Below are 18,862 nucleotides of genomic sequence, written 5' to 3' on the forward strand. Positions count from 1 at the left end.
TTAGCAACCCTGCGACACACCGCATGAGGCTGCATCAAAACAACGATTCATGCCGGGCGAGCCAGAGCTTGTGGATGTTCAGCTATGCTTGCCGGGCGAAGGGAAACGTGAAGTGGTTCAACACTCGATGGATATCAAGTTCGCCCACCGCTTGTCTTATAAACAAGCCAGATTGACTGTGCTGGTCGGTTTCGTCTTGGGAACCTTGCTCAGCCTGATCCAAATCGGCATTGATTATGCCAGTGAAGACGCATCCATCAACCGTGAAATACGCTCACTGATCGAAATCAGTCATAACCCCGCCTCCCGCATCGCCTACAACATCGATGCCGAACTCGCCCAGGAACTGGCCCTGGGCCTGCTGCACTCCCCTGCCATCACTCGGGCGCAGTTGATCGACAATAATGGCGTGGTCCTGGCCGACGTCGATCGTCCGCGCAAGGAAAGCAACTACCGGCCCCTCAGTGATTTTTTGTTCAGCGCCAACCGTCAATTCGAGGACCGACTGTACCTCGGCCATATGCCGGACGAATCACTTGGCGTGCTGCGCCTTGACGTCGACACCTACGCCTTCGGCAGCCGTTTCCTGCACCGTGCCGAGATTACCCTGCTTAACGGATTTGTCCGCAGCCTGCTGCTGACCGGGATTCTGCTGGGCTTGTTCTACGTGATGCTGACCCAGCCGCTGGTGCGCATCATCCGAGAGCTGAGTACACGCAAACAGGCGCGCCTGGATTGCCCACCGGGGCACGAGCATGACGAGATCGGTGTGCTGGTCAATGTCGCCAACCTGCAATTCGAAAACATGGAGACCGAAATCCAGCAACGGCGCCACGCCGAGGACCGCCTGACGGAATACCTGGGCCAGCTGGAAAATATTGTTTCTGCGCGCACCCTTGAACTCAAGGCCAGCAACCAACGCTTGAGCCGATCCAACGATGAACTGGAAGCGGCGAAGACAACTGCACTGGCCATGGCCCAGGCAAGGGCGGCGTTCCTGGCCAATATGAGCCATGAAATCCGCACACCGCTCAACGGACTGCTGGGGATGATTGCGTTGTCACTGGATAGCCCGCTGAACGCCGAACAACGACAGCAACTGTCCATCGCCCATGATTCAGGCAAAGTACTGGTCGAATTACTCAACGATATCCTCGACCTGTCCAAATTCGATGCCGGCCAGCTGGAACTGGAGCATATCCCGTTCGACCTGGGCTCGCTGGTGGAAGACACCGCCAACCTGCTGTCCCAAAACGCGGCGCCGAGCGTGGAGCTGACCTGCCTGATCGATCCACAGTTTCCCGCCCAGGTCATCGGCGACCCGACCCGGGTGCGGCAAATCGTCAGTAACCTGCTGTCCAATGCCCTGAAGTTCACCCGCTTCGGACGCGTCGATGTACGCCTGCGTGCCGTGGAGGGCCGGGTCAACATTGAAGTGTGTGACACCGGCATCGGCATCGCCCAGGATGCCCAGGCGAAGATCTTCCAGCCGTTCACCCAGGCCGGTGCCGGCATCACTCGCCAATTTGGCGGCACAGGGTTGGGGCTGGCGTTGACCCGTAACCTGTGCGAAGCCATGCAAGGACGCTTGAGCATCAGCTCGGAGGTGGGCTTTGGCAGCCAGTTCTGCGCCGATCTTCCGCTGCCCACGCATTTGCCTGCTACCCGCTACACCCCACTCACAGGTGACGTGATTGCCATCACGCACGCCGGCGGCGGCTTGACGGAGTTGCTCACCACCCTGCTGCCTTCCTGGGGGCTGACGCCACGCTGTTATTCCCAGGACGATGACTTGAGCGCACTGGCCCCCGACCTGTTGATCACCGATTGTCCGGAGTGCCTGTTTCGCTTGCGCCCAGGGATCCGCGCCCCGATTTTGCTGGTCACTGCCTACGGCAACTTCATGCCTGGCGAAGAGGTAGCGGCCCTGGCACCGCTGCAGCAACAAGCACGCCCATTGAGCCGCAACGCGCTTTACCAGATCCTGCAACGCAACCTGCGCAGCGACGTAGAACTGATCCTCGACCCGGTCCAGATGGAATCCGCACCGCTTGCTCACCGGGCACGTATCCTGTTGGTGGAGGACAACCCGGTCAATCAACTGGTGGCCAAGGGCATGCTCAGCAAGTTGGGATGTGAGGTCATCGTGGCCGCCCATGGGGGCGAAGCCCTGACGATGCTTGAGGACCAACACTTCGACATGGTGCTGATGGACTGCAACATGCCGGTGATGGATGGCTACGAGGCCAGCCGGCAGATTCGCCGCAGCGGGCGCTGGCCGGACCTGCCCATCGTCGCCTTGACCGCCAACGCCCTGTCCGAAGAGCGCGAGCGCTGCCGGGCGGCGGGCATGAACGACTACCTGGCCAAGCCGTTTCGCCGCGAAGAACTCCATGCTCTGCTGGAGCTATGGGTACCGACGATCACAAGTCTCTGATCAGCCCCCGCGCTGCATCTCACTTGAGCAGGGCTTCGATCGCCTGGGTCAAGTCATGGGGCTTGGTCGTTGGCGCAAAACGCTTGACCTGCTTGCCATCACGGCCGATGAGAAACTTGGTGAAGTTCCACTTGATGTTCTTGGAACCCAGCAGCCCCGGGGCCTGTTTTTTCAACTGCACGAACAGAGGGTGGGCATCGCTGCCATTGACATCGATCTTCTTGAACAGCGGAAAACTGACACCGAAGTTCAGCTCACAGAACTCGGATATCGCGTCTTCGTTGCCCGGTTCCTGCTTGCCAAACTGATTGCAGGGAAAGCCGAGCACCACCAGGCCTTGATCCTTATAGTGCTGCCAGAGTTGCTCCAGGCCCTTGTATTGTGGCGTGAAGCCGCATTTGCTGGCGGTGTTGACCACCAGAATGGCCTTGCCGGCAAAATCGGCCAAGGTCTTTTGCTCGCCCTTGATGGTGGTGCAAGGGATGCTCAGCAGGGATTCGCTCATGGCAGAGCCTCAAGTCAGGGGAAGAAGTTGTAGGAGCGAGCTTGTTCGCTCCTACAGTGATCCGTGTAGGCCTGTTTACAGCTTCAAGCCTGGCGCGGCACCAGGTCCAGGCACACCGAGTTGATGCAATAGCGCAGCCCGGTCGGCGGCGGGCCGTCCGGGAACACATGCCCCAGGTGCGCGTCGCACTTGGCGCAGGTGACCTCGGTACGGATCATGCCGTGGCTGACGTCGCGGATCTCAATCATCGCGCTGTCGGCAATCGGCTCGTAGAAGCTGGGCCAGCCGCAGCCGGAGTCAAACTTGGCCCTGGAATCGAACAGCGGCTCGTTGCAACAGATGCAGTGGTAAACGCCATCGGTCTTGGTGGCGTTGTACTTGCCACTGAACGGTCGCTCGGTGCCCTTGAGGCGGCACACGTTGTACTGTTCGGGATCAAGCATGGCTTTCCATTCATCAACGGTTTTCTGCAACTTTTCCATTGGTACACCTCGGCAACTGAAAAACCCTGATCTGTGTCTTTTCCAGGGATCAGGCGGCACGTATGATTGCGCCTCTTCAAAACGCCAGTCTGGCACCCGTGCCTGCGGCATTCAAACGTATTTATGGGTGCGAACCGCGCAGGATTCACCCCAGGGTGGTGCCCGCGCCGTCTGGATCGTTCATTTTCAGGATCACATCGCCATGCAGGTCAGCAAATCGAACAAGCTCGCCAACGTCTGCTACGACATTCGCGGCCCGGTGCTCAAGCACGCCAAGCGCCTGGAAGAGGAAGGTCATCGCATCCTCAAGCTGAACATTGGCAACCCGGCGCCGTTTGGTTTCGAAGCGCCGGACGAAATCCTCCAGGATGTGATTCGCAACCTGCCGACTGCCCAGGGCTACAGTGATTCCAAGGGCCTGTTCAGTGCGCGCAAGGCGGTGATGCAGTACTACCAGCAAAAGCAGGTTGAAGGTGTCGGTATCGAGGACATCTACCTGGGCAATGGCGTGTCCGAGCTGATCGTGATGTCGATGCAGGCGCTGCTCAACAATGGCGACGAAGTCCTGGTGCCGGCACCGGATTACCCACTGTGGACCGCCGCCGTGACCCTGGCTGGCGGCCACCCGGTGCACTACCTGTGTGACGAGGGTGCCGACTGGTTTCCGGACCTGGCCGACATCAAGGCCAAGATCACCCCGAACACCAAGGCCCTGGTGATCATCAACCCGAACAACCCAACCGGCGCGGTGTACTCCAGGGAAGTGCTGCTGGGCATGCTCGAACTCGCACGCCAGCACAACCTGGTGGTGTTCTCAGACGAGATCTACGACAAGATCCTCTACGATGACGCCGTACATATATGCACCGCGTCCCTGGCCCCGGACCTGTTGTGCCTGACCTTCAATGGCCTGTCCAAGTCCTACCGCGTGGCGGGTTTCCGCTCCGGCTGGATCGCCATCTCCGGCCCCAAGCACAACGCCCAGAGCTATATCGAAGGCATAGACATGCTGGCCAACATGCGTCTGTGCGCCAACGTACCGAGCCAACACGCCATCCAGACCGCCCTCGGTGGCTACCAGAGCATCAACGACCTGATCCTGCCCCAGGGGCGCCTGCTGGAGCAGCGCAATCGCACCTGGGAGCTGCTCAACGCAATCCCGGGCGTCAGCTGCGTAAAGCCCATGGGCGCGTTGTATGCGTTTCCGCGGATCGACCCGAAAGTGTGCCCGATCCTCAACGACGAAAAGTTCGTGCTCGACCTGCTGCTGTCGGAAAAGCTGCTGGTGGTCCAGGGCACCGCGTTCAACTGGCCGTGGCCGGATCACTTCCGCGTAGTGACGTTGCCTCGAGTGGATGACCTGGAGATGGCGATTGGTCGCATCGGCAACTTCCTGAAGTCCTATCGCCAGTAAGGGAATTGACGCTGTGCGGCCCGCTTCGGGTCGTACAGCGATTATCTGCAACACTTCTTTGTCGCTTACGTGTTGTGGTATTTCACTTGCCCCCCGCCCAAGGCGTACCCCCTATAATCACGGGGCGGCAAGGCAAACTAGTGTCGGCCATGGCTGACAATACAGGTCGGAAAATCCCTTCAAGCCTCTACATTCAAGCTGTAGGACACAGTTTGAAATAGTCGCTCGGTTGAATCACCCCATGCCGCACCTTATATACCCCGCAGTACGCGACATATTAAGCATGAGGAGAACCCTACAACCATGATGCGCATCCTGCTGTTCTTGGCCACTAACCTGGCGGTCGTGCTGATTGCCAGCATCACCCTGAGCCTTTTCGGCTTCAACGGGTTCATGGCGGCCAACGGGGTTGACCTGAACCTCAATCAGCTGCTGGTCTTCTGTGCGGTCTTTGGTTTCGCCGGCTCACTGTTTTCGCTGTTCATCTCCAAATGGATGGCGAAGATGAGTACCAGCACCCAGGTCATCACCCAGCCACGCACCCGGCATGAGCAATGGTTGCTGCAGACCGTCGAGCAGCTATCCCGCGAAGCGGGTATCAAGATGCCCGAGGTCGGGATCTTCCCGGCCTATGAAGCCAACGCCTTTGCCACTGGCTGGAACAAGAACGACGCGCTCGTTGCCGTCAGCCAGGGCATGCTCGAACGCTTCTCGTATGACGAGGTGAAAGCCGTACTGGCCCACGAGATCGGCCACGTGGCCAACGGCGACATGGTGACACTGGCACTGGTTCAAGGCGTGGTGAACACCTTCGTGATGTTCTTCGCGCGCATCATCGGCAACTTTGTCGACAAGGTAATTTTCAAGAACGAAGAAGGCCGTGGCATCGCCTACTTCGTGGCGACTATCTTCGCTGAACTGGTACTGGGCTTCCTGGCCAGCGCAATCACCATGTGGTTCTCGCGCAAACGCGAGTTCCGCGCAGACGAAGCTGGTGCCCGCCTGGCCGGCACCGGGGCGATGATCGCAGCGCTGCAACACTTGCGCTCCGAACAGGGGCTACCGGTGCACATGCCGGACAGCCTGACCGCCTTTGGCATCAACGGTGGTATCAAGCAGGGCATGGCTCGCCTGTTCATGAGCCACCCGCCGCTGGAAGAGCGGATCGACGCACTGCGTCGTCGGGGCTGATAACCCGGTGATACGAAAAGGGGCGATTGATCGCCCCTTTTTCGTGGCCGCGATTTACCTCTTGGTCAGCCGATAAACGCGCTCCTCAAGACGGGTGACGCCGTCCGCCATGAATTTGCGGCTCTCACCCAGTATGTCCCGCTCTTGCAGCGTGACCACACTCCAGTGCGAGCCCAGCAGCGACCGCACTTCCTCGTCCGGGACAGAAAAAGGCGGACCAGCTCTTTGTGCTTGGTCGTAGTCGACCGCGATCAGCAGGCCCTCACAGCCACGGGTCAGCAGGGTGTTGAGATGCTCGGTGTATTGCGGCCGCATCTGCTGTGGCAAGGCAATCAGTGCCGCGCGATCATACAGCGCCTTGCAGTCGGCCACGGCCTCTGCGTCAAGGGCAAAATAATCGCCACACCACACTTCGATCAGGCCCTTGTGATAGACCTTGAACACGCCTCTTTGATCGATCTGCGGCGTGAGTGCCTGTTCGCTGAAAAACGCCTCAACCGCCTGCTCCGACACCTCCACACCCATCACACGATGCCCACGCCCCGCCAGCCACATCATGTCCAGGCTTTTGCCGCACAATGGCACGAAGACTTTCGAGCCCCCGGCCAAGGCCAACGTTGACCAATGCTGCTGCAAGCAGGGATTAACCTCCACCTGATGAAAACCGATCTGATTGGTGGCCCAGCGCTCCTGCCAAAATTTTGCGTCCATGCACCCTCCTGATAAATCGATCAAAAGACACTAAAACTTATATTAGATCTAGATAAACATTCTGATTAAAGATAGCTCGATATTAACCTCCAGGACGCTTCCTATGCTCCCCAGCCTGTTCATCTCCCACGGCTCACCCATGCTGGCGCTGCAACCCGGTGCCAGCGGCCCTGCATTGCAGCGCCTGGCGGCCGAGCTGCCACGACCGCAGGCGATCGTGGTGGTATCGGCGCATTGGGAAAGCCAGGAACTGCTGGTCAGTGGCGGCGCCGCGCCCGAAACCTGGCATGACTTTGGCGGCTTTCCTCGCGAACTGTTTGCCGTGCAATACCCCGCGCCGGGTGACCCACGATTGGCGAGCGACATTGTCGAGCTGCTGCAAGCAGACGGCCTGGACGCACGCATCGATAACCAACGCCCCTTCGACCACGGCACCTGGGTGCCCCTGTCGCTGATGTATCCAGCGGCCGACATTCCGGTGGTGCAAGTCTCGTTGCCCAGCCGTATGGGCCCTGCCCTGCAAACCCGGGTCGGACGCGCTCTTTGCAGCTTGCGCGAGCAAGGGGTGCTGTTGATCGGTTCCGGCAGCATCACCCATAACCTCGGTGAGCTGGACTGGCGCGCCGGGCCGGAGACGATCACACCGTGGGCGCGAGAGTTTCGCGATTGGGTAGTGGACAAACTTACGGCCGATGACGAAGCCGCCCTGCATGACTATCGGCGCCAGGCGCCCCATGCCGTGCGCAGCCATCCCAGCGATGAGCATTTATTGCCGCTGTATTTTGCCCGAGCGGCAGGCGGGGAGTTTGGTTTGGCGCATCAGGGGTTCACGATGGGGGCATTAGGCATGGACATCTATCGCTTCGGCTGAATGAGACCGGTAATTCAAGGCAAAAAAAATCCCCGAACCAGTCGGGGATTTTTTATTTGCGATCAATCAGCCAAAGGGCGGATCAATCTTCGCGGTAGCGACGCAGCTTGAGCTGCTTACCGGCAACGCGAGTGTCTTTCAACTTGGTCAGCAATTTTTCCAGGCCGTCTTCCGGCAGCTCCACCAGGGAGAAGCTGTCACGCACCTGGATGCGACCAATGGCTTCACGCGCCAGGCCACCCTCATTGAGGATAGCGCCCAGCAGGTTTTTGGCAGCGATACCATCACGCGCACCCAGCGCGGTACGGCAACGTGCACGGCCTTCAGCCAATGGCACCGGAGCACGACGCTCACGATCACCACGGTCCGGACGGTCGCCGGAACGCTCTGGACGATCACCGCGTGGCGCGCTGTTCGGCACCAGTGGGCGCTCTTTCTCGATGGCGGCCAGGGTCAGGGCTTGACCGTTGGTGGCTTTGCGCAGCAGGGCTGCAGCCAGGGCACGCGGGGTGCAACCGATATCGGCGGTCAGGCGGTCCAGCAGGTCGCCGTGGGTCGATTCAGCGTCAGCCACCAGAGGTGCCAGGCTGTTGGTCAGTTTCTTGATGCGGGCATCGAGAACGGCCTGGGCATCCGGCAGGCGGACCTCGGCAACTTTCTGACCGGTTACACGCTCGATCACTTGCAGCATGCGGCGCTCACGTGGAGTCACCAGCAACAGAGCACGACCTTCGCGACCCGCACGGCCGGTACGGCCGATACGGTGAACGTAGGACTCTGGATCGTACGGCATGTCAACGTTGAACACGTGGGTGATACGTGGAACGTCGAGGCCACGGGCAGCAACGTCGGTCGCCACAACGATGTCCAGGCGGCCATCCTTGAGAGAGTCGATCACACGCTCACGCTGGTTCTGGGCAATGTCACCGTTCAGCGCAGCGGCCTTGTAGCCTTTGGCTTCCAGGGCACTGGCCAGGTCCAGGGTCGCTTGCTTGGTGCGCACGAACATGATCAGGGCGTCGAAGTCTTCGACTTCCAGCAGGCTCAATACAGCCGAGGTCTTCTGGTCAGCGTGAACCAACAGGTGAGCCTGTTCGATCGCGGTAACGGTCTGGGTCTTGGTCTGGATCTTCACGTGTTGCGGATCGCGCAGATGGCGCTCGGCAATGGCACGGATCGACTGCGGCAGGGTGGCCGAGAACAGTACGGTCTGACGGGTTGGAGGCAGCGCCTTGAAGATGACTTCCAGGTCATCCATGAAGCCCAGCTTCAACATTTCGTCGGCTTCGTCCAGAACCAGGTGGTTCACGGTCGACAGCACTTTCTCGTCACGACGCAGGTGGTCGCACAGGCGACCAGGGGTGGCGACAACGATCTGTGCGCCATTGCGGATGGCTTTCAGTTGTGGGCCCATAGGCGCGCCGCCGTAAACGGCCACAACGGTAACGCCCGGCATTTGCTTGGCGTAGGTTTCGAAAGCGGTTGCTACTTGCAGCGCCAACTCACGGGTTGGCGCCAGGATCAGGGCTTGCGGCTCGCGCTTGGCAGGATCGATGCAGTGCAGGATAGGCAGGGCGAACGCGGCGGTTTTACCGGTACCGGTTTGCGCCTGGCCAATCATGTCTTGGCCGGCCATGATGATCGGGATCGATTGCTGCTGAATAGCCGAAGGTTCTTCGTAGCCAGTCGCGATGACGGCAGCAAGAATGTTCGGGTTAAGATTAAAAGCGGCGAAGCCGCCGGTTTCCTGGGTCATGGGTCTGCCTCTAAGTGCATCCGCAAAGACCCATGCTCCAAAGCTGCGCATGCCGTGTTGAGACTCAAGAGTCGCCCTGGCTGCTTTGTCGGCGGGGATTTGCGAAAACGAATGAATGAAAAAGATTCGTCAAGGAAGAGTCCGCTGTGCGGACGTGCAGCCGAAGCTGACTTCGGGGAATTGCGCTACCTAAACGCGGCCCGGTTAAAGGCCGGCGCGCACTATACCGGAAATACCTGAAAAAGGGAGCTTTTTTTATCGCCAGGCACCGATAAACCGCGCTGCGTCACGGTTTTTGCAGATATCGGTGCCAGGGTCTATTTTTCAAAAGCCCGGCCCTGTTGGTGATGACGCTTAAACGGTTCACCTTCCATTGGTCTGAAACCTTTCCCCGCCCGAGGGCAAACCCGATGAATCAAGCCAGCAGCAGCCGTGTCAGCCGTGAACTGCAGGGCCACGTCCTGCTTTTAGGCTTGGACCGAGTCGCCAAGCGCAATGCCTTTGACCTGGACTTGCTCAATGAACTGAGCCTGGCTTATGGCGAATTTGATCGACATAACGAAGCACGGGTCGCCGTAGTATTTGCCCACGGCGACCATTTCACCGCCGGCCTGGATCTGGCCAACGTCAGCGGCGTGATGGCAGGAGGCTGGCAACCGCCGCTGGGAGGTTGCGATCCGTGGGGCGTTTTTGCAGGCCCCAGGGTCAGTAAACCAGTGATCGTCGCCGCCCAGGGCTACTGCCTGACCATCGGTATCGAGTTGATGCTCGCTGCGGATATCAATCTGTGCGCGAGTAATACCCGCTTTGCGCAGATGGAAGTGCAACGTGGGATTTTTCCGTTTGGCGGCGCGACATTGCGCTTTCATCAGATCGCCGGCTGGGGCAATGCAATGCGCTGGCTGCTCACTGGCGACGAGTTCGACGCCCATGAAGCCTTGCGCCTGGGTTTGGTGCAGGAAGTGATGGCCAGCGAGGACCTGCTGCCCCGCGCCATCGAGCTGGCCAACCGAATCGCCCGCCAGGCGCCGCTCGGCGTGCAAGCGACATTGATGTCGGCCCGCCAGGCACGCATGGAGGGCGAAGCCGCCGCCGCCGCCGCGTTGCCGCCGATGGTGGATAAACTGCTTAACAGCGAAGACGCCCGGGAAGGTGTGCGGGCAATGGTGGAGAAGCGGCCGGGGGTGTTCAAGGGCATTTGAGTTGGCAATACCAACGCCATCGGGGGCAAGTCGAATCGCCGCACCGCCCCTCCCACACTTGGAATGCGGTCGAATGTGGGAGGGGGCTTGCTCCCGATGGCGGCCTGACAGCCAACCAGGATGCTGGATCAGACCGAGTACATATCCGTTGCTGCGGTAACGGCCACTTAGGGTTACGCCCTTACGGCGTGTCACTTTTGTAAAGGCACAAAAGTAACCAAAAGGCCTTCGCCCCAACACTCGGCACCTCGCTTAGGCTCGGTGTGCCCGAACGCAGGCTTGAATCCGTGGGCCGCCGCCACGCGCCATCCATGGCGCGGGGCGGCTAACCCGGCGTCCTGCCGGGTTACCCACGGATTCAAGCCTGCGTTCGGCCAGCGTGTTTGACGGGGCGCCTGAGATCAAGATCAAAAACCAGAGCAACAGCAACAGCGCAAGAGCAAGCAGTTGTGTAGATACCCATGCCCCGATGGCGCCAGAGCAGACAACTAGGTTGCCGGCCGAATAACCTTGATCAATGGCTGCAACGAGTAACCCAACCGCGGCGCCAAGGCTTCGGCACGAGCCGAAAGCGCCTCCAGGTTCAACTCCTGATCCAACTCCGAAGGCACCAACAGAATCACATTGCCCTCCTTCACGGGCAGCTCCCAATAGTGCCGGTGATACAACCCACGCAGCAACGCCGCGCCCAACGGCTTGCCATCATCGGTGGCCCACTGGTTGATCACCAACCAGCCGCCGGGGTTGAGTTTCTTCTGGCAGTTTTCCAGGAAGGTCCAGGCCAAGTGGCCCACACCCGGACCGACATCGGTATACAGGTCGACGAAAATCAGGTCGGCCGGCTCGGCGGTGTCGAGCAACTGCAGCGCGTCACCGATGCGAATGTACAGGCGCGGGTCGTCGTCCAGCCCCAGATATTCAATCGCCAGGCGCGGTACGTCAGGACGCAGCTCAATGGCCTCGACATCTTCCAATGCCAGGAACTTGAGGCACGCCTGGGTCAGCGTGCCGGCCCCCAGGCCAAGGAACAACGCGCTCTCAGGTTGCTCATGGCCCAACGCACCGATCAACATGGCGCGGGTGTAGTCGTACTCCAGCCAGCTCGGGTCGGCAGTGAACACGCAGCTTTGCTCGATGGCGTCGCCAAATTCGAGAAACCGGTAATCGGCCACTTCAAGCACACGGATCATGCCGAAATCATCATGGACTTCGGCCAGCACGCGCTCGACACGCTCCTCGGTCATCACTACTCCTAAAGGGTTTACCGCACGGCAAAGGCGCGATTGTCGGCCAGCGGCCGCAGCAGGTCACGCACTAATTGCTGCTAACATTGGCGCCCGAACATCCACCCACCACACGAGTTCACGATGAGCCAACCCTGGAGCCCCGACAGCTGGCGTGCCTTGCCGATCCAGCAACAACCCCAGTACCCGGACGCTGCGCACTTGCTGCAAGTGGAGCAGAGCCTGGCCAGCTATCCGCCGCTGGTATTCGCCGGGGAGGCCCGTGAGCTGCGGCGTCAGTTTGCCGAGGTGACCCAGGGGCGCGCATTCCTGCTGCAAGGCGGCGATTGCGCCGAAAGCTTTGCCGAGTTTTCCGCCGCGAAAATCCGCGACACCTTCAAGGTGCTGCTGCAGATGGCCATTGTCATGACCTTCGCCGCCGGCTGCCCGGTGGTGAAAGTCGGACGCATGGCCGGCCAATTCGCCAAGCCACGCTCGGCCAACGATGAAACCATTGACGGTATCACCCTGCCCGCCTACCGCGGCGACATCGTCAACGGCATCGGTTTCGACGAAAAAAGCCGCGTGCCGGACCCGGACCGCCTGTTGCAGTCCTACCACCAGTCCACCGCCACCCTCAACCTGCTGCGCGCGTTTGCCCAGGGCGGTTTTGCCGACCTGCACCAGGTGCACAAGTGGAACCTGGACTTTATCGCCAACTCCGCCCTGGCCGAGAAGTACAGCCAACTGGCCGACCGCATCGACGAGACCCTGGCCTTCATGCGCGCCTGTGGCATGGACAGCTCGCCGCAATTGCGCGAAACCAGCTTCTTCACTGCCCACGAAGCATTGCTGCTCAACTTTGAACAAGCCTTCGTGCGCCGCGACAGCCTGACCAACGACTACTACGATTGCTCGGCCCATATGCTCTGGATCGGCGACCGCACTCGCCAACTGGACGGCGCCCATGTCGAGTTCCTGCGTGGTGTGAACAACCCGATCGGCGTGAAGGTCGGGCCGAGCATGAACCCGGATGACCTGATCCGCCTGATTGACATCCTGAACCCGGACAACGACCCTGGCCGCCTCAACCTGATCGCCCGCATGGGCGCAGGCAAGGTCGGCGACCACTTGCCAAACCTGATCCGCGCCGTGCAGCGCGAGGGCAAGCAGGTGCTGTGGAGCTCCGACCCGATGCATGGCAACACCATCAAGGCCAGCAGCGGCTACAAGACTCGCGACTTTGCGCAGATTCTCGGCGAGGTGAAAGAGTTCTTCCAGGTGCACCAGGCCGAAGGCAGCTATGCCGGCGGGATTCATATCGAGATGACCGGACAGAACGTCACCGAATGCATCGGCGGCGCACGGCCGATCACCGAAGACGGCCTGTCGGACCGTTATCACACCCATTGCGACCCGCGGATGAACGCCGATCAGTCGCTGGAGCTGGCGTTCCTGATTGCCGAGACCTTGAAGCAGGTCAAAAGGTAGGAGCAAGCTTGCTCGCGAAGGCCGTTAACGATGACGCGAAACGTCGGATTAACGAGGCGCCCTTGAGTTTTTCGCGAGCCAGCTCGCTCCTACACTAGTGCCGCCCTTAACCGGGCGGCACTGGGGCGCTGGCAATTGAGCCGGACCTGCTCCAGCCCCAGCCAATTGGCCATTTGGCGCAGGTTCAAGGCCAGCGCCGACATGCCTTCGTCATCCAGACCCGTCTCCTCCTCATGCACCGCATGCACCGCCAGGCGCCCATGGGCACGCTCGGCCCGCAGGTCAACGCGGGCGGCGATCCGCTCATTGTGCAAAAACGGCAGTACGTAGTAACCGTACACCCGCTTGTCTTGCGGGGTGTAGATCTCCAGTCGATAGCGGAAATTGAACAAACGCTCCGTGCGGCTGCGCTCCCAGATCAACGAATCGAAAGGTGACAGCAAGGCGCTGGCCGCGACTTTGCGTGGCACCTTCGGCACCGGCAGGCAGTACGCCGGTTGTTTCCAGCCCTGCACCTGGCACGCCAGCAGCCGCCCATCCTCGACCAACTCGGCCACGCGCTTGCGGCTGTCGGCAGGGTCGAGGCGGAAGTAATCGCGCAGGTCCTTCTCGGTGGCGACGCCCAACGCCGTTGCGCTATGCAACAGTAATCCGCGCTGAGCATCGGCCTCGGTGATGACGGTTTGGAGAATCTCGCCGGGGATAACACGCTCCGGCAAGTCATACAGTCGCTCAAACCCCCGCCGCCCTGCGACGGTGACCAAACCGGCGGCGAACAACCATTCCAGCGCGTGCTTTTCATCACTCCAATCCCACCAGGGCCCGGCGCGCTCCTCGCGGGTCGACAAACTGCCCGCGCCCAGGGCCCCCTGCTGCTCGACAGTGTTCAGCACGCGCTGGATAGTCGCCTGCTGTTCACGGCCGAAACGCGCCATCTGCGCATAGATCCCCTGCCCCTGCCTGGCCCGCTCCATGCGCCAGCGCATCAGCGGGTAGAGCGACATGGGCAGCAGCGAGGCCTCATGCCCCCAATACTCGAACAGCGAACGCCGCCTGCCCAGGCTCCAGGCCGCTTGCTCAAGGATCAACGGGGAATAATGGCCCAGGCGGGAAAACAATGGCAGGTAATGGGAACGCACCAGCGCGTTGACCGAGTCGATCTGCACGACACCCAGACGGTCGATGAGTCGATTGAGGTGCGCGGCTTTTATCTGGCCAGGCGCCTGGCGCCCGGAAAAACCCTGGGCGACCAGCGCCATGCGTCGAGCTTGCTTGAGTGAAAAAGACAGGTCGGCGGGCATGGGGCTCTCCATGGAAACTCGCCCTCTACCCTACTGCATCCTGGCTTATTTGCGCAGCGGGTCTTCCCAGAAATGCCGATGGGTTTCCTGCACTACGTCGGCACGGTTGAGCCCAATGTCCTTGAGCGCGTCATCGCTCAAGGTCGCCAGCATCTGGCGCTCCTGATGCAACAGCTGCCAACGTGCGACCGTATGAAACAGGCCGGCAAACGGCCCTTTTTGCAACAACACAAAACCTCTTTGACCTTTCATCTTCTCGCCCTCCAGTGGGGATGACGAAAGTGTGGACCTGGCGCTATGATCAATCCAACGAATGTTTCTTATGCAATACATCTCGGAGATTGATCAATTGGCTGGCTACCCGAGCATCGACACAGAAGTGCTGCGCACCTTCGTGGCCATCGCCGACCAAGGTGGTTTTACCCGCGCCGGCGAGCTGGTCAATCGCACCCAATCGGCGGTGAGCATGCAGATGAAGCGCCTGGAGGAAGATGTACTGCAGCGCAAGCTGTTCGAGCGCGATGGAAGGCAGGTACGGCTTACGCCCGAAGGCCAGGTGCTGCTGGGATATGCGCGGCGCATCCTGAAACTGCACAGCGAAGTGTTCAACACCCTGCGCGAGCCCCATATGGTGGGGCTCGTACGCATCGGTACGCCAGATGACTATGTGATGCGTTTCCTGCCGGGGATCCTGAAGCCGTTTTCCAAAGCCTACCCACTGATTCAGATTGAGATGCACTGTGAAGCGTCGTCCGTGCTGATGCAGCGGCGAGACCTGGCGCTGACCGTGATCAGCCGCGAGCCTGGTAATGATATTGGCGAGTTACTGCGCACTGAACGCATGGTCTGGGCAGCATCACCCTGCTTCTGCGTGGATGAGCATGACGCGCTGCCCCTGGCGATTTCCGGCGATGACTGCCTGTACACTCATTGGGCGCGTGCCGCACTGGACGCAGCTGGACGCGATTACCGCCTGGCCTACCACAGCTCCAACGGAGCGGCGATCCAGGCGGTGGTCAGTGCTGGCCTGGCGGCGATGGTCAGCATGGAAAGCCTGATCACCGACGACCTGCGGGTGCTGGGCAGCGACGAAGGCTTTCCACCGTTGCCATCAATGAACCTGCGCTTGCTGCGCAATCCACAGATGACGTCACCGATCACCGAATGCCTGGCCGAGTACATCGTCGAAGGCTTCAAACTTTAAACGTCAGCATCACCGCACACACCACCAGGAAGCCACAAAACAGCCCGCGCAACAGCCGCTCCGGCAATGCATGGGCCACTTTCACGCCCCAGCTGATACTGAGCAGGCCCCCCACCGCCAGCGGCAGGCCGATCATCCAGTTCACCTCGTGGTGCCAGGCGTAGGTGACCAGAGTCACGCCGGTGCTGGGCAGCGCCAAGGCCAGCGACAAACCTTGGGCCACCACCTGAGTGGTGCCGAACACACTGGTGAGCACTGGCGTGGCGACTACCGCGCCCCCTACCCCAAATAATCCGCCCATGGACCCGGACGCTGCACCCAACACACCCAGCCAGGGCCAGGAGTATCGCATCTGCGCAGTTGGCGGCGCGTTGCGGGTAAACATGCGCAGCAGGTTGTAGGCCGACAACGCCACCAGGAAAACAATAAAGCCGATGCGCATTGCCCCGGCATCCAGCCCCACCGCCCAGATCGATCCCAGCCAGGCAAAGCAAAAGCCCATCACGCCAAGCGGCAAGGCGTGGCGCAGCTCGATGCGATTACGCTGGTGATAACGCCACAGGGCGAGCATCACATTGGGTACCACCATGACCAACGCGGTGCCCTGGGCTATTTGCTGGTCCAGGCCGAACAACACGCCGAGCACCGGAATGGCTATCAGCCCGCCACCAATGCCAAACAGCCCACCCACGGTGCCCAAAGCCGCACCCAATACCAGGTACATCACTAAATCCAACACCGCTCGCTACTCCGCAATCCCAAGGCTGACATGCTACGCAGTCGGCCCTGGCGCGGAAACGCACAGCAACGCACAATGGCTATGCCGAACCCGCACAAGCGCTCGCCTATGAACCCTAATACGCTTACCGATCAACTGAGCCTGTTTCTGGATGTGATGGAAACCGGTAGCTTTTCCGCTGCCGCACGGCGTCATCCACTGACGCCCTCCGCAGTCGCCCGTCGAATCGACAGCCTGGAAAGTTCAGTGGGTAGCCGCCTGTTCCAGCGCAGCACCCACGCAGTGGTGCCTACACCTGCCGGCCTGGCCTTTGCCGAACGCGCGCGGCGGATTGTCAGTGAATTGCAATTGGCGCGGGCCGAAGCGGTGTCTCTGAGCCATGCGCCGGAAGGCTTGATCCGGCTGGATGCACCGGCAGCGTTTGGTCGCCGCCACCTGGCGCCGGTGATCGCGGACTTCTTGAACGTGTATCCAGGGCTGGATGTGCACCTGCACTTGATCGACAGTTTTGTCGATATGCAAGGCGCACACCTTGGCAAGGTCGACCTGGTGCTGCGCGCCGGGCATATCGTTGACACTCGCCGGATCGCTACACCCCTGGCGAGCATCGTGCGCATTGCCTGCGCCAGCCCGGCCTACCTGAAAAACCGCGGCACACCCACCCATCCTCGGGAACTGAACGAGCATGACGGCCTCGATTGGGATGGCCTGGCGCCGATGTTCGCCTGGCGTTTTGAACTGGACGGGCGCCGCACGACCTATCGCCCCCGGCGCATCCGCATGAGCGCCAATAACGCCGAGGCGCTGCTTTCGGGCGCACTGGCCGGGCTGGGCATCGCGCACCTGCCGACCTGGCTGGCCAGTGAATACCTGGTGCGTGGCGAGCTGTTGCCGCTGTTTTGTGAAAACGGCTTGCCCAGCCCGGAAACCGCCGGCATTTACGCGCTGCGCCTCGAACAACAGCCCAACGCACGTAGCCGGTTATTGCTCGAATACCTCAAATCCCGTTTCAGCCCGGTGCCGCCCTGGGATCTGGCGTTGCAAAGCGGGCTAGTCTGACCATCCGGGCAGAATTACCTGGCGCATTAAAGATTCGCCCGCTAGATTCAAGTGCAGACATGCTTTTTCGAGGCACCACCATGAGCAAAAACCCAGCCCCCTGCGAATCGCTGCTGCTGGATAACCAGCTGTGCTTCGCCCTGCACTCCACTTCGCTGTTGATGACCAAGGTCTACAAGCCCCTGCTCCAAGCCCTCGGCCTGACCTACCCGCAATACCTGGCCATGATGGTGCTGTGGGAAGAGGACGGATTGACTGTCGGCGAAATCAGCAGCCGCCTGCTGACGGATCCTGGCTCACTGACGCCTCTGCTCAAGCGCCTGGAAGCCGAAGGCCTGCTCAGCCGCACCCGCAGCCGGGAAGATGAGCGGGTGGTAGTGGTAGAGCTGACTGACGCCGGCCGCGTCTTGCAGGGCAAGGCCAAGGATGTGCCCCAATGCATCCTGGGCGCGAGCGGGATGCAGCTTGCGCAATTGCGCAAGCTGCAGGCCGACTTGATCGCGCTGCGCGGCAACCTGCAGAGCGCGATCTAAAGTGGGAGGGGCGGTGCGACGATTCGACTTGCCCCCGATAGCGGTGGGTCAGCCAACATCAATGTTTGCTGAGCCGACGTCTTCGCGGCCAAGCCCCCTCCCACATTTGATCTTCGCCGCTTTGAGCATTTCGTTCGCTTAACCGGCTTGCCTCCTCTCACATTGTTTCTCGCCAGCCTCGAAAACATTTATAAATTTATATTGCGCGCTAAACATTAGCGCTATACATTGGCTTCACCAACTAATTAGCGCGCAAACATTTAGCACGACAACCCAAGAGGAACGCCCCATGCAAACGCTCTATACCGCAGTAGCCACCGCCACTGGCGGCCGTGATGGTCGCGCTGTTTCCAGCGACAACATCCTCGACGTCAAACTCTCTACCCCCAAGGAATTGGGCGGTGCCGGTGGTCAGGCCACCAACCCGGAGCAACTGTTCGCGGCCGGCTACTCCGCCTGCTTTATCGGCGCGCTGAAATTTGTTGCCAGCCAGACAAAACGTAAGATCCCCGACGATGCCTCGATCACCGCTCATGTGGGCATCGGCCAGATCCCCGGCGGTTTTGGCCTGGACATCGACCTGCACGTCAGCCTGCCGGGCCTGGCCCAGGATGACGCACAGAGCCTGGTCGACGCCGCCCACCAAGTCTGCCCGTATTCCAACGCCACTCGTGGCAATGTGGATGTGCGCCTGCATGTAACGGTCTGATAAACCGGCGGCCAAAAAAAAGCCCGACTCAAGG

General features: G+C 60.5%; 18 protein-coding genes. 10 read left to right on the forward strand and 8 right to left on the reverse strand.

Translation table 11 applies throughout. From position 1 onward, the window contains the following. The first annotated feature begins 127 nt into the window (after positions 1 to 127). A complete protein-coding gene (locus BLU48_RS16710) occupies positions 128 to 2,437 on the forward strand; it encodes a hybrid sensor histidine kinase/response regulator (protein ID WP_057022244.1) in 2,310 nt (769 codons plus the stop codon). 19 nt (positions 2,438 to 2,456) lie between these two features. Here the strand turns inward: BLU48_RS16710 and BLU48_RS16715 are convergent, their stop codons facing one another. Then, entirely contained in the window at positions 2,457 to 2,942 is a 486-nt protein-coding gene (locus BLU48_RS16715) for a glutathione peroxidase (RefSeq protein ID WP_057022193.1), read from the reverse strand. An 83-nt stretch (positions 2,943 to 3,025) separates the two neighbouring features. Next, positions 3,026 to 3,424, reverse strand: coding sequence for a peptide-methionine (R)-S-oxide reductase MsrB (gene msrB / locus BLU48_RS16720; RefSeq protein WP_043050456.1), 399 nt, complete (start codon positions 3,422 to 3,424; stop codon positions 3,026 to 3,028). A gap of 202 nt (positions 3,425 to 3,626) precedes the next feature. On the opposite strand from msrB, the gene BLU48_RS16725 reads away from it, so the two are divergent. Together BLU48_RS16725 and htpX are read left to right on the forward strand one after the other, a co-directional pair. Then, positions 3,627 to 4,838, forward strand: coding sequence for a pyridoxal phosphate-dependent aminotransferase (locus tag BLU48_RS16725; protein ID WP_044273990.1), 1,212 nt, complete (start codon positions 3,627 to 3,629; stop codon positions 4,836 to 4,838). Between the two features lie 303 nt (positions 4,839 to 5,141). Continuing rightward, entirely contained in the window at positions 5,142 to 6,029 is an 888-nt protein-coding gene (gene htpX / locus BLU48_RS16730; RefSeq protein ID WP_043050458.1) for a protease HtpX, read from the forward strand. Between the two features lie 54 nt (positions 6,030 to 6,083). On the opposite strand, the gene BLU48_RS16735 is transcribed toward htpX, so the two are convergent. Beyond that, positions 6,084 to 6,740, reverse strand: coding sequence for a thiopurine S-methyltransferase (locus BLU48_RS16735; RefSeq protein ID WP_057022192.1), 657 nt, complete (start codon positions 6,738 to 6,740; stop codon positions 6,084 to 6,086). Between the two features lie 103 nt (positions 6,741 to 6,843). Here BLU48_RS16735 and BLU48_RS16740 point away from each other — a divergent pair, with 103 nt between their 5' ends. Continuing rightward, positions 6,844 to 7,611 (forward strand): DODA-type extradiol aromatic ring-opening family dioxygenase, encoded by a 768-nt coding sequence (locus BLU48_RS16740; RefSeq protein WP_057022191.1) that lies wholly within the window; start codon positions 6,844 to 6,846, stop codon positions 7,609 to 7,611. An 82-nt stretch (positions 7,612 to 7,693) separates the two neighbouring features. On the opposite strand, the gene BLU48_RS16745 is transcribed toward BLU48_RS16740, so the two are convergent. Continuing rightward, on the reverse strand, positions 7,694 to 9,367 hold the full coding sequence (locus BLU48_RS16745; RefSeq protein ID WP_024074233.1) for a DEAD/DEAH box helicase: 1,674 nt from the start codon (positions 9,365 to 9,367) through the stop codon (positions 7,694 to 7,696). A gap of 410 nt (positions 9,368 to 9,777) precedes the next feature. Between BLU48_RS16745 and BLU48_RS16755 the strand changes: the two genes are divergently transcribed. Continuing rightward, positions 9,778 to 10,569: a crotonase/enoyl-CoA hydratase family protein gene (locus BLU48_RS16755; protein WP_057022190.1), complete on the forward strand. Its 792-nt coding sequence runs from the start codon at positions 9,778 to 9,780 to the stop codon at positions 10,567 to 10,569. Between the two features lie 488 nt (positions 10,570 to 11,057). Here BLU48_RS16755 and BLU48_RS16760 read toward each other — a convergent pair whose 3' ends face one another. Continuing rightward, entirely contained in the window at positions 11,058 to 11,813 is a 756-nt protein-coding gene (locus BLU48_RS16760) for a spermidine synthase (RefSeq protein ID WP_057022189.1), read from the reverse strand. A gap of 123 nt (positions 11,814 to 11,936) precedes the next feature. Here BLU48_RS16760 and BLU48_RS16765 point away from each other — a divergent pair, with 123 nt between their 5' ends. Next, complete coding sequence (locus BLU48_RS16765) at positions 11,937 to 13,283, forward strand: class II 3-deoxy-7-phosphoheptulonate synthase (RefSeq protein WP_057022188.1); 1,347 nt, start codon at positions 11,937 to 11,939, stop codon at positions 13,281 to 13,283. An 89-nt stretch (positions 13,284 to 13,372) separates the two neighbouring features. Here the strand turns inward: BLU48_RS16765 and BLU48_RS16770 are convergent, their stop codons facing one another. Together BLU48_RS16770 and BLU48_RS16775 are read right to left on the reverse strand one after the other, a co-directional pair. Further along, positions 13,373 to 14,584 carry a winged helix-turn-helix domain-containing protein gene (locus tag BLU48_RS16770; protein ID WP_057022187.1) on the reverse strand — a complete coding sequence of 404 codons (1,212 nt, stop codon included), beginning with the start codon at positions 14,582 to 14,584 and terminating at the stop codon, positions 13,373 to 13,375. 45 nt (positions 14,585 to 14,629) lie between these two features. After that, positions 14,630 to 14,836 (reverse strand): DUF1127 domain-containing protein, encoded by a 207-nt coding sequence (locus BLU48_RS16775; RefSeq protein ID WP_057022186.1) that lies wholly within the window; start codon positions 14,834 to 14,836, stop codon positions 14,630 to 14,632. A gap of 70 nt (positions 14,837 to 14,906) precedes the next feature. On the opposite strand from BLU48_RS16775, the gene BLU48_RS16780 reads away from it, so the two are divergent. Next, positions 14,907 to 15,788 carry a LysR family transcriptional regulator gene (locus BLU48_RS16780; protein WP_057022185.1) on the forward strand — a complete coding sequence of 294 codons (882 nt, stop codon included), beginning with the start codon at positions 14,907 to 14,909 and terminating at the stop codon, positions 15,786 to 15,788. Here BLU48_RS16780 and BLU48_RS16785 read toward each other — a convergent pair. Beyond that, a complete protein-coding gene (locus BLU48_RS16785; RefSeq protein WP_057022184.1) occupies positions 15,778 to 16,527 on the reverse strand; it encodes a sulfite exporter TauE/SafE family protein in 750 nt (249 codons plus the stop codon). The genes BLU48_RS16780 and BLU48_RS16785 overlap by 11 nt on opposite strands. Positions 16,528 to 16,635: 108 nt before the next feature. Here BLU48_RS16785 and BLU48_RS16790 point away from each other — a divergent pair, with 108 nt between their 5' ends. The 3 genes from BLU48_RS16790 to BLU48_RS16800 all read left to right on the forward strand — a co-directional run bounded on the left by BLU48_RS16790 (position 16,636) and on the right by BLU48_RS16800 (position 18,828). Next, positions 16,636 to 17,586 (forward strand): LysR family transcriptional regulator, encoded by a 951-nt coding sequence (locus BLU48_RS16790; RefSeq protein WP_056846759.1) that lies wholly within the window; start codon positions 16,636 to 16,638, stop codon positions 17,584 to 17,586. A gap of 80 nt (positions 17,587 to 17,666) precedes the next feature. Continuing rightward, positions 17,667 to 18,119, forward strand: a complete 453-nt coding sequence (locus tag BLU48_RS16795; protein WP_046071594.1) for a MarR family winged helix-turn-helix transcriptional regulator — start codon at positions 17,667 to 17,669, stop codon at positions 18,117 to 18,119. Positions 18,120 to 18,408: 289 nt separating this feature from the next. Next, positions 18,409 to 18,828 (forward strand): organic hydroperoxide resistance protein, encoded by a 420-nt coding sequence (locus BLU48_RS16800; protein ID WP_034126737.1) that lies wholly within the window; start codon positions 18,409 to 18,411, stop codon positions 18,826 to 18,828. Positions 18,829 to 18,862 lie beyond the last annotated feature (34 nt).

The organism is Pseudomonas synxantha, from assembly GCF_900105675.1.
Lineage (GTDB): Bacteria > Pseudomonadota > Gammaproteobacteria > Pseudomonadales > Pseudomonadaceae > Aquipseudomonas > Aquipseudomonas synxantha.

Excerpts from the sequence above, each read along its gene's own strand:
- BLU48_RS16710 (WP_057022244.1), top strand. The coding sequence starts at position 128 with ATGGATATCAAGTTCGCCCACCGCTTGTCTTATAAACAAGCCAGATTG.
- BLU48_RS16715 (WP_057022193.1), bottom strand. The coding sequence starts at position 2,942 with ATGAGCGAATCCCTGCTGAGCATCCCTTGCACCACCATCAAGGGCGAG.
- msrB (WP_043050456.1), bottom strand. The coding sequence starts at position 3,424 with ATGGAAAAGTTGCAGAAAACCGTTGATGAATGGAAAGCCATGCTTGAT.
- BLU48_RS16725 (WP_044273990.1), top strand. The coding sequence starts at position 3,627 with ATGCAGGTCAGCAAATCGAACAAGCTCGCCAACGTCTGCTACGACATT.
- htpX (WP_043050458.1), top strand. The coding sequence starts at position 5,142 with ATGATGCGCATCCTGCTGTTCTTGGCCACTAACCTGGCGGTCGTGCTG.
- BLU48_RS16735 (WP_057022192.1), bottom strand. The coding sequence starts at position 6,740 with ATGGACGCAAAATTTTGGCAGGAGCGCTGGGCCACCAATCAGATCGGT.
- BLU48_RS16740 (WP_057022191.1), top strand. The coding sequence starts at position 6,844 with ATGCTCCCCAGCCTGTTCATCTCCCACGGCTCACCCATGCTGGCGCTG.
- BLU48_RS16745 (WP_024074233.1), bottom strand. The coding sequence starts at position 9,367 with ATGACCCAGGAAACCGGCGGCTTCGCCGCTTTTAATCTTAACCCGAAC.
- BLU48_RS16755 (WP_057022190.1), top strand. The coding sequence starts at position 9,778 with ATGAATCAAGCCAGCAGCAGCCGTGTCAGCCGTGAACTGCAGGGCCAC.
- BLU48_RS16760 (WP_057022189.1), bottom strand. The coding sequence starts at position 11,813 with ATGACCGAGGAGCGTGTCGAGCGCGTGCTGGCCGAAGTCCATGATGAT.
- BLU48_RS16765 (WP_057022188.1), top strand. The coding sequence starts at position 11,937 with ATGAGCCAACCCTGGAGCCCCGACAGCTGGCGTGCCTTGCCGATCCAG.
- BLU48_RS16770 (WP_057022187.1), bottom strand. The coding sequence starts at position 14,584 with ATGCCCGCCGACCTGTCTTTTTCACTCAAGCAAGCTCGACGCATGGCG.
- BLU48_RS16775 (WP_057022186.1), bottom strand. The coding sequence starts at position 14,836 with ATGAAAGGTCAAAGAGGTTTTGTGTTGTTGCAAAAAGGGCCGTTTGCC.
- BLU48_RS16780 (WP_057022185.1), top strand. The coding sequence starts at position 14,907 with ATGCAATACATCTCGGAGATTGATCAATTGGCTGGCTACCCGAGCATC.
- BLU48_RS16790 (WP_056846759.1), top strand. The coding sequence starts at position 16,636 with ATGAACCCTAATACGCTTACCGATCAACTGAGCCTGTTTCTGGATGTG.
- BLU48_RS16795 (WP_046071594.1), top strand. The coding sequence starts at position 17,667 with ATGAGCAAAAACCCAGCCCCCTGCGAATCGCTGCTGCTGGATAACCAG.
- BLU48_RS16800 (WP_034126737.1), top strand. The coding sequence starts at position 18,409 with ATGCAAACGCTCTATACCGCAGTAGCCACCGCCACTGGCGGCCGTGAT.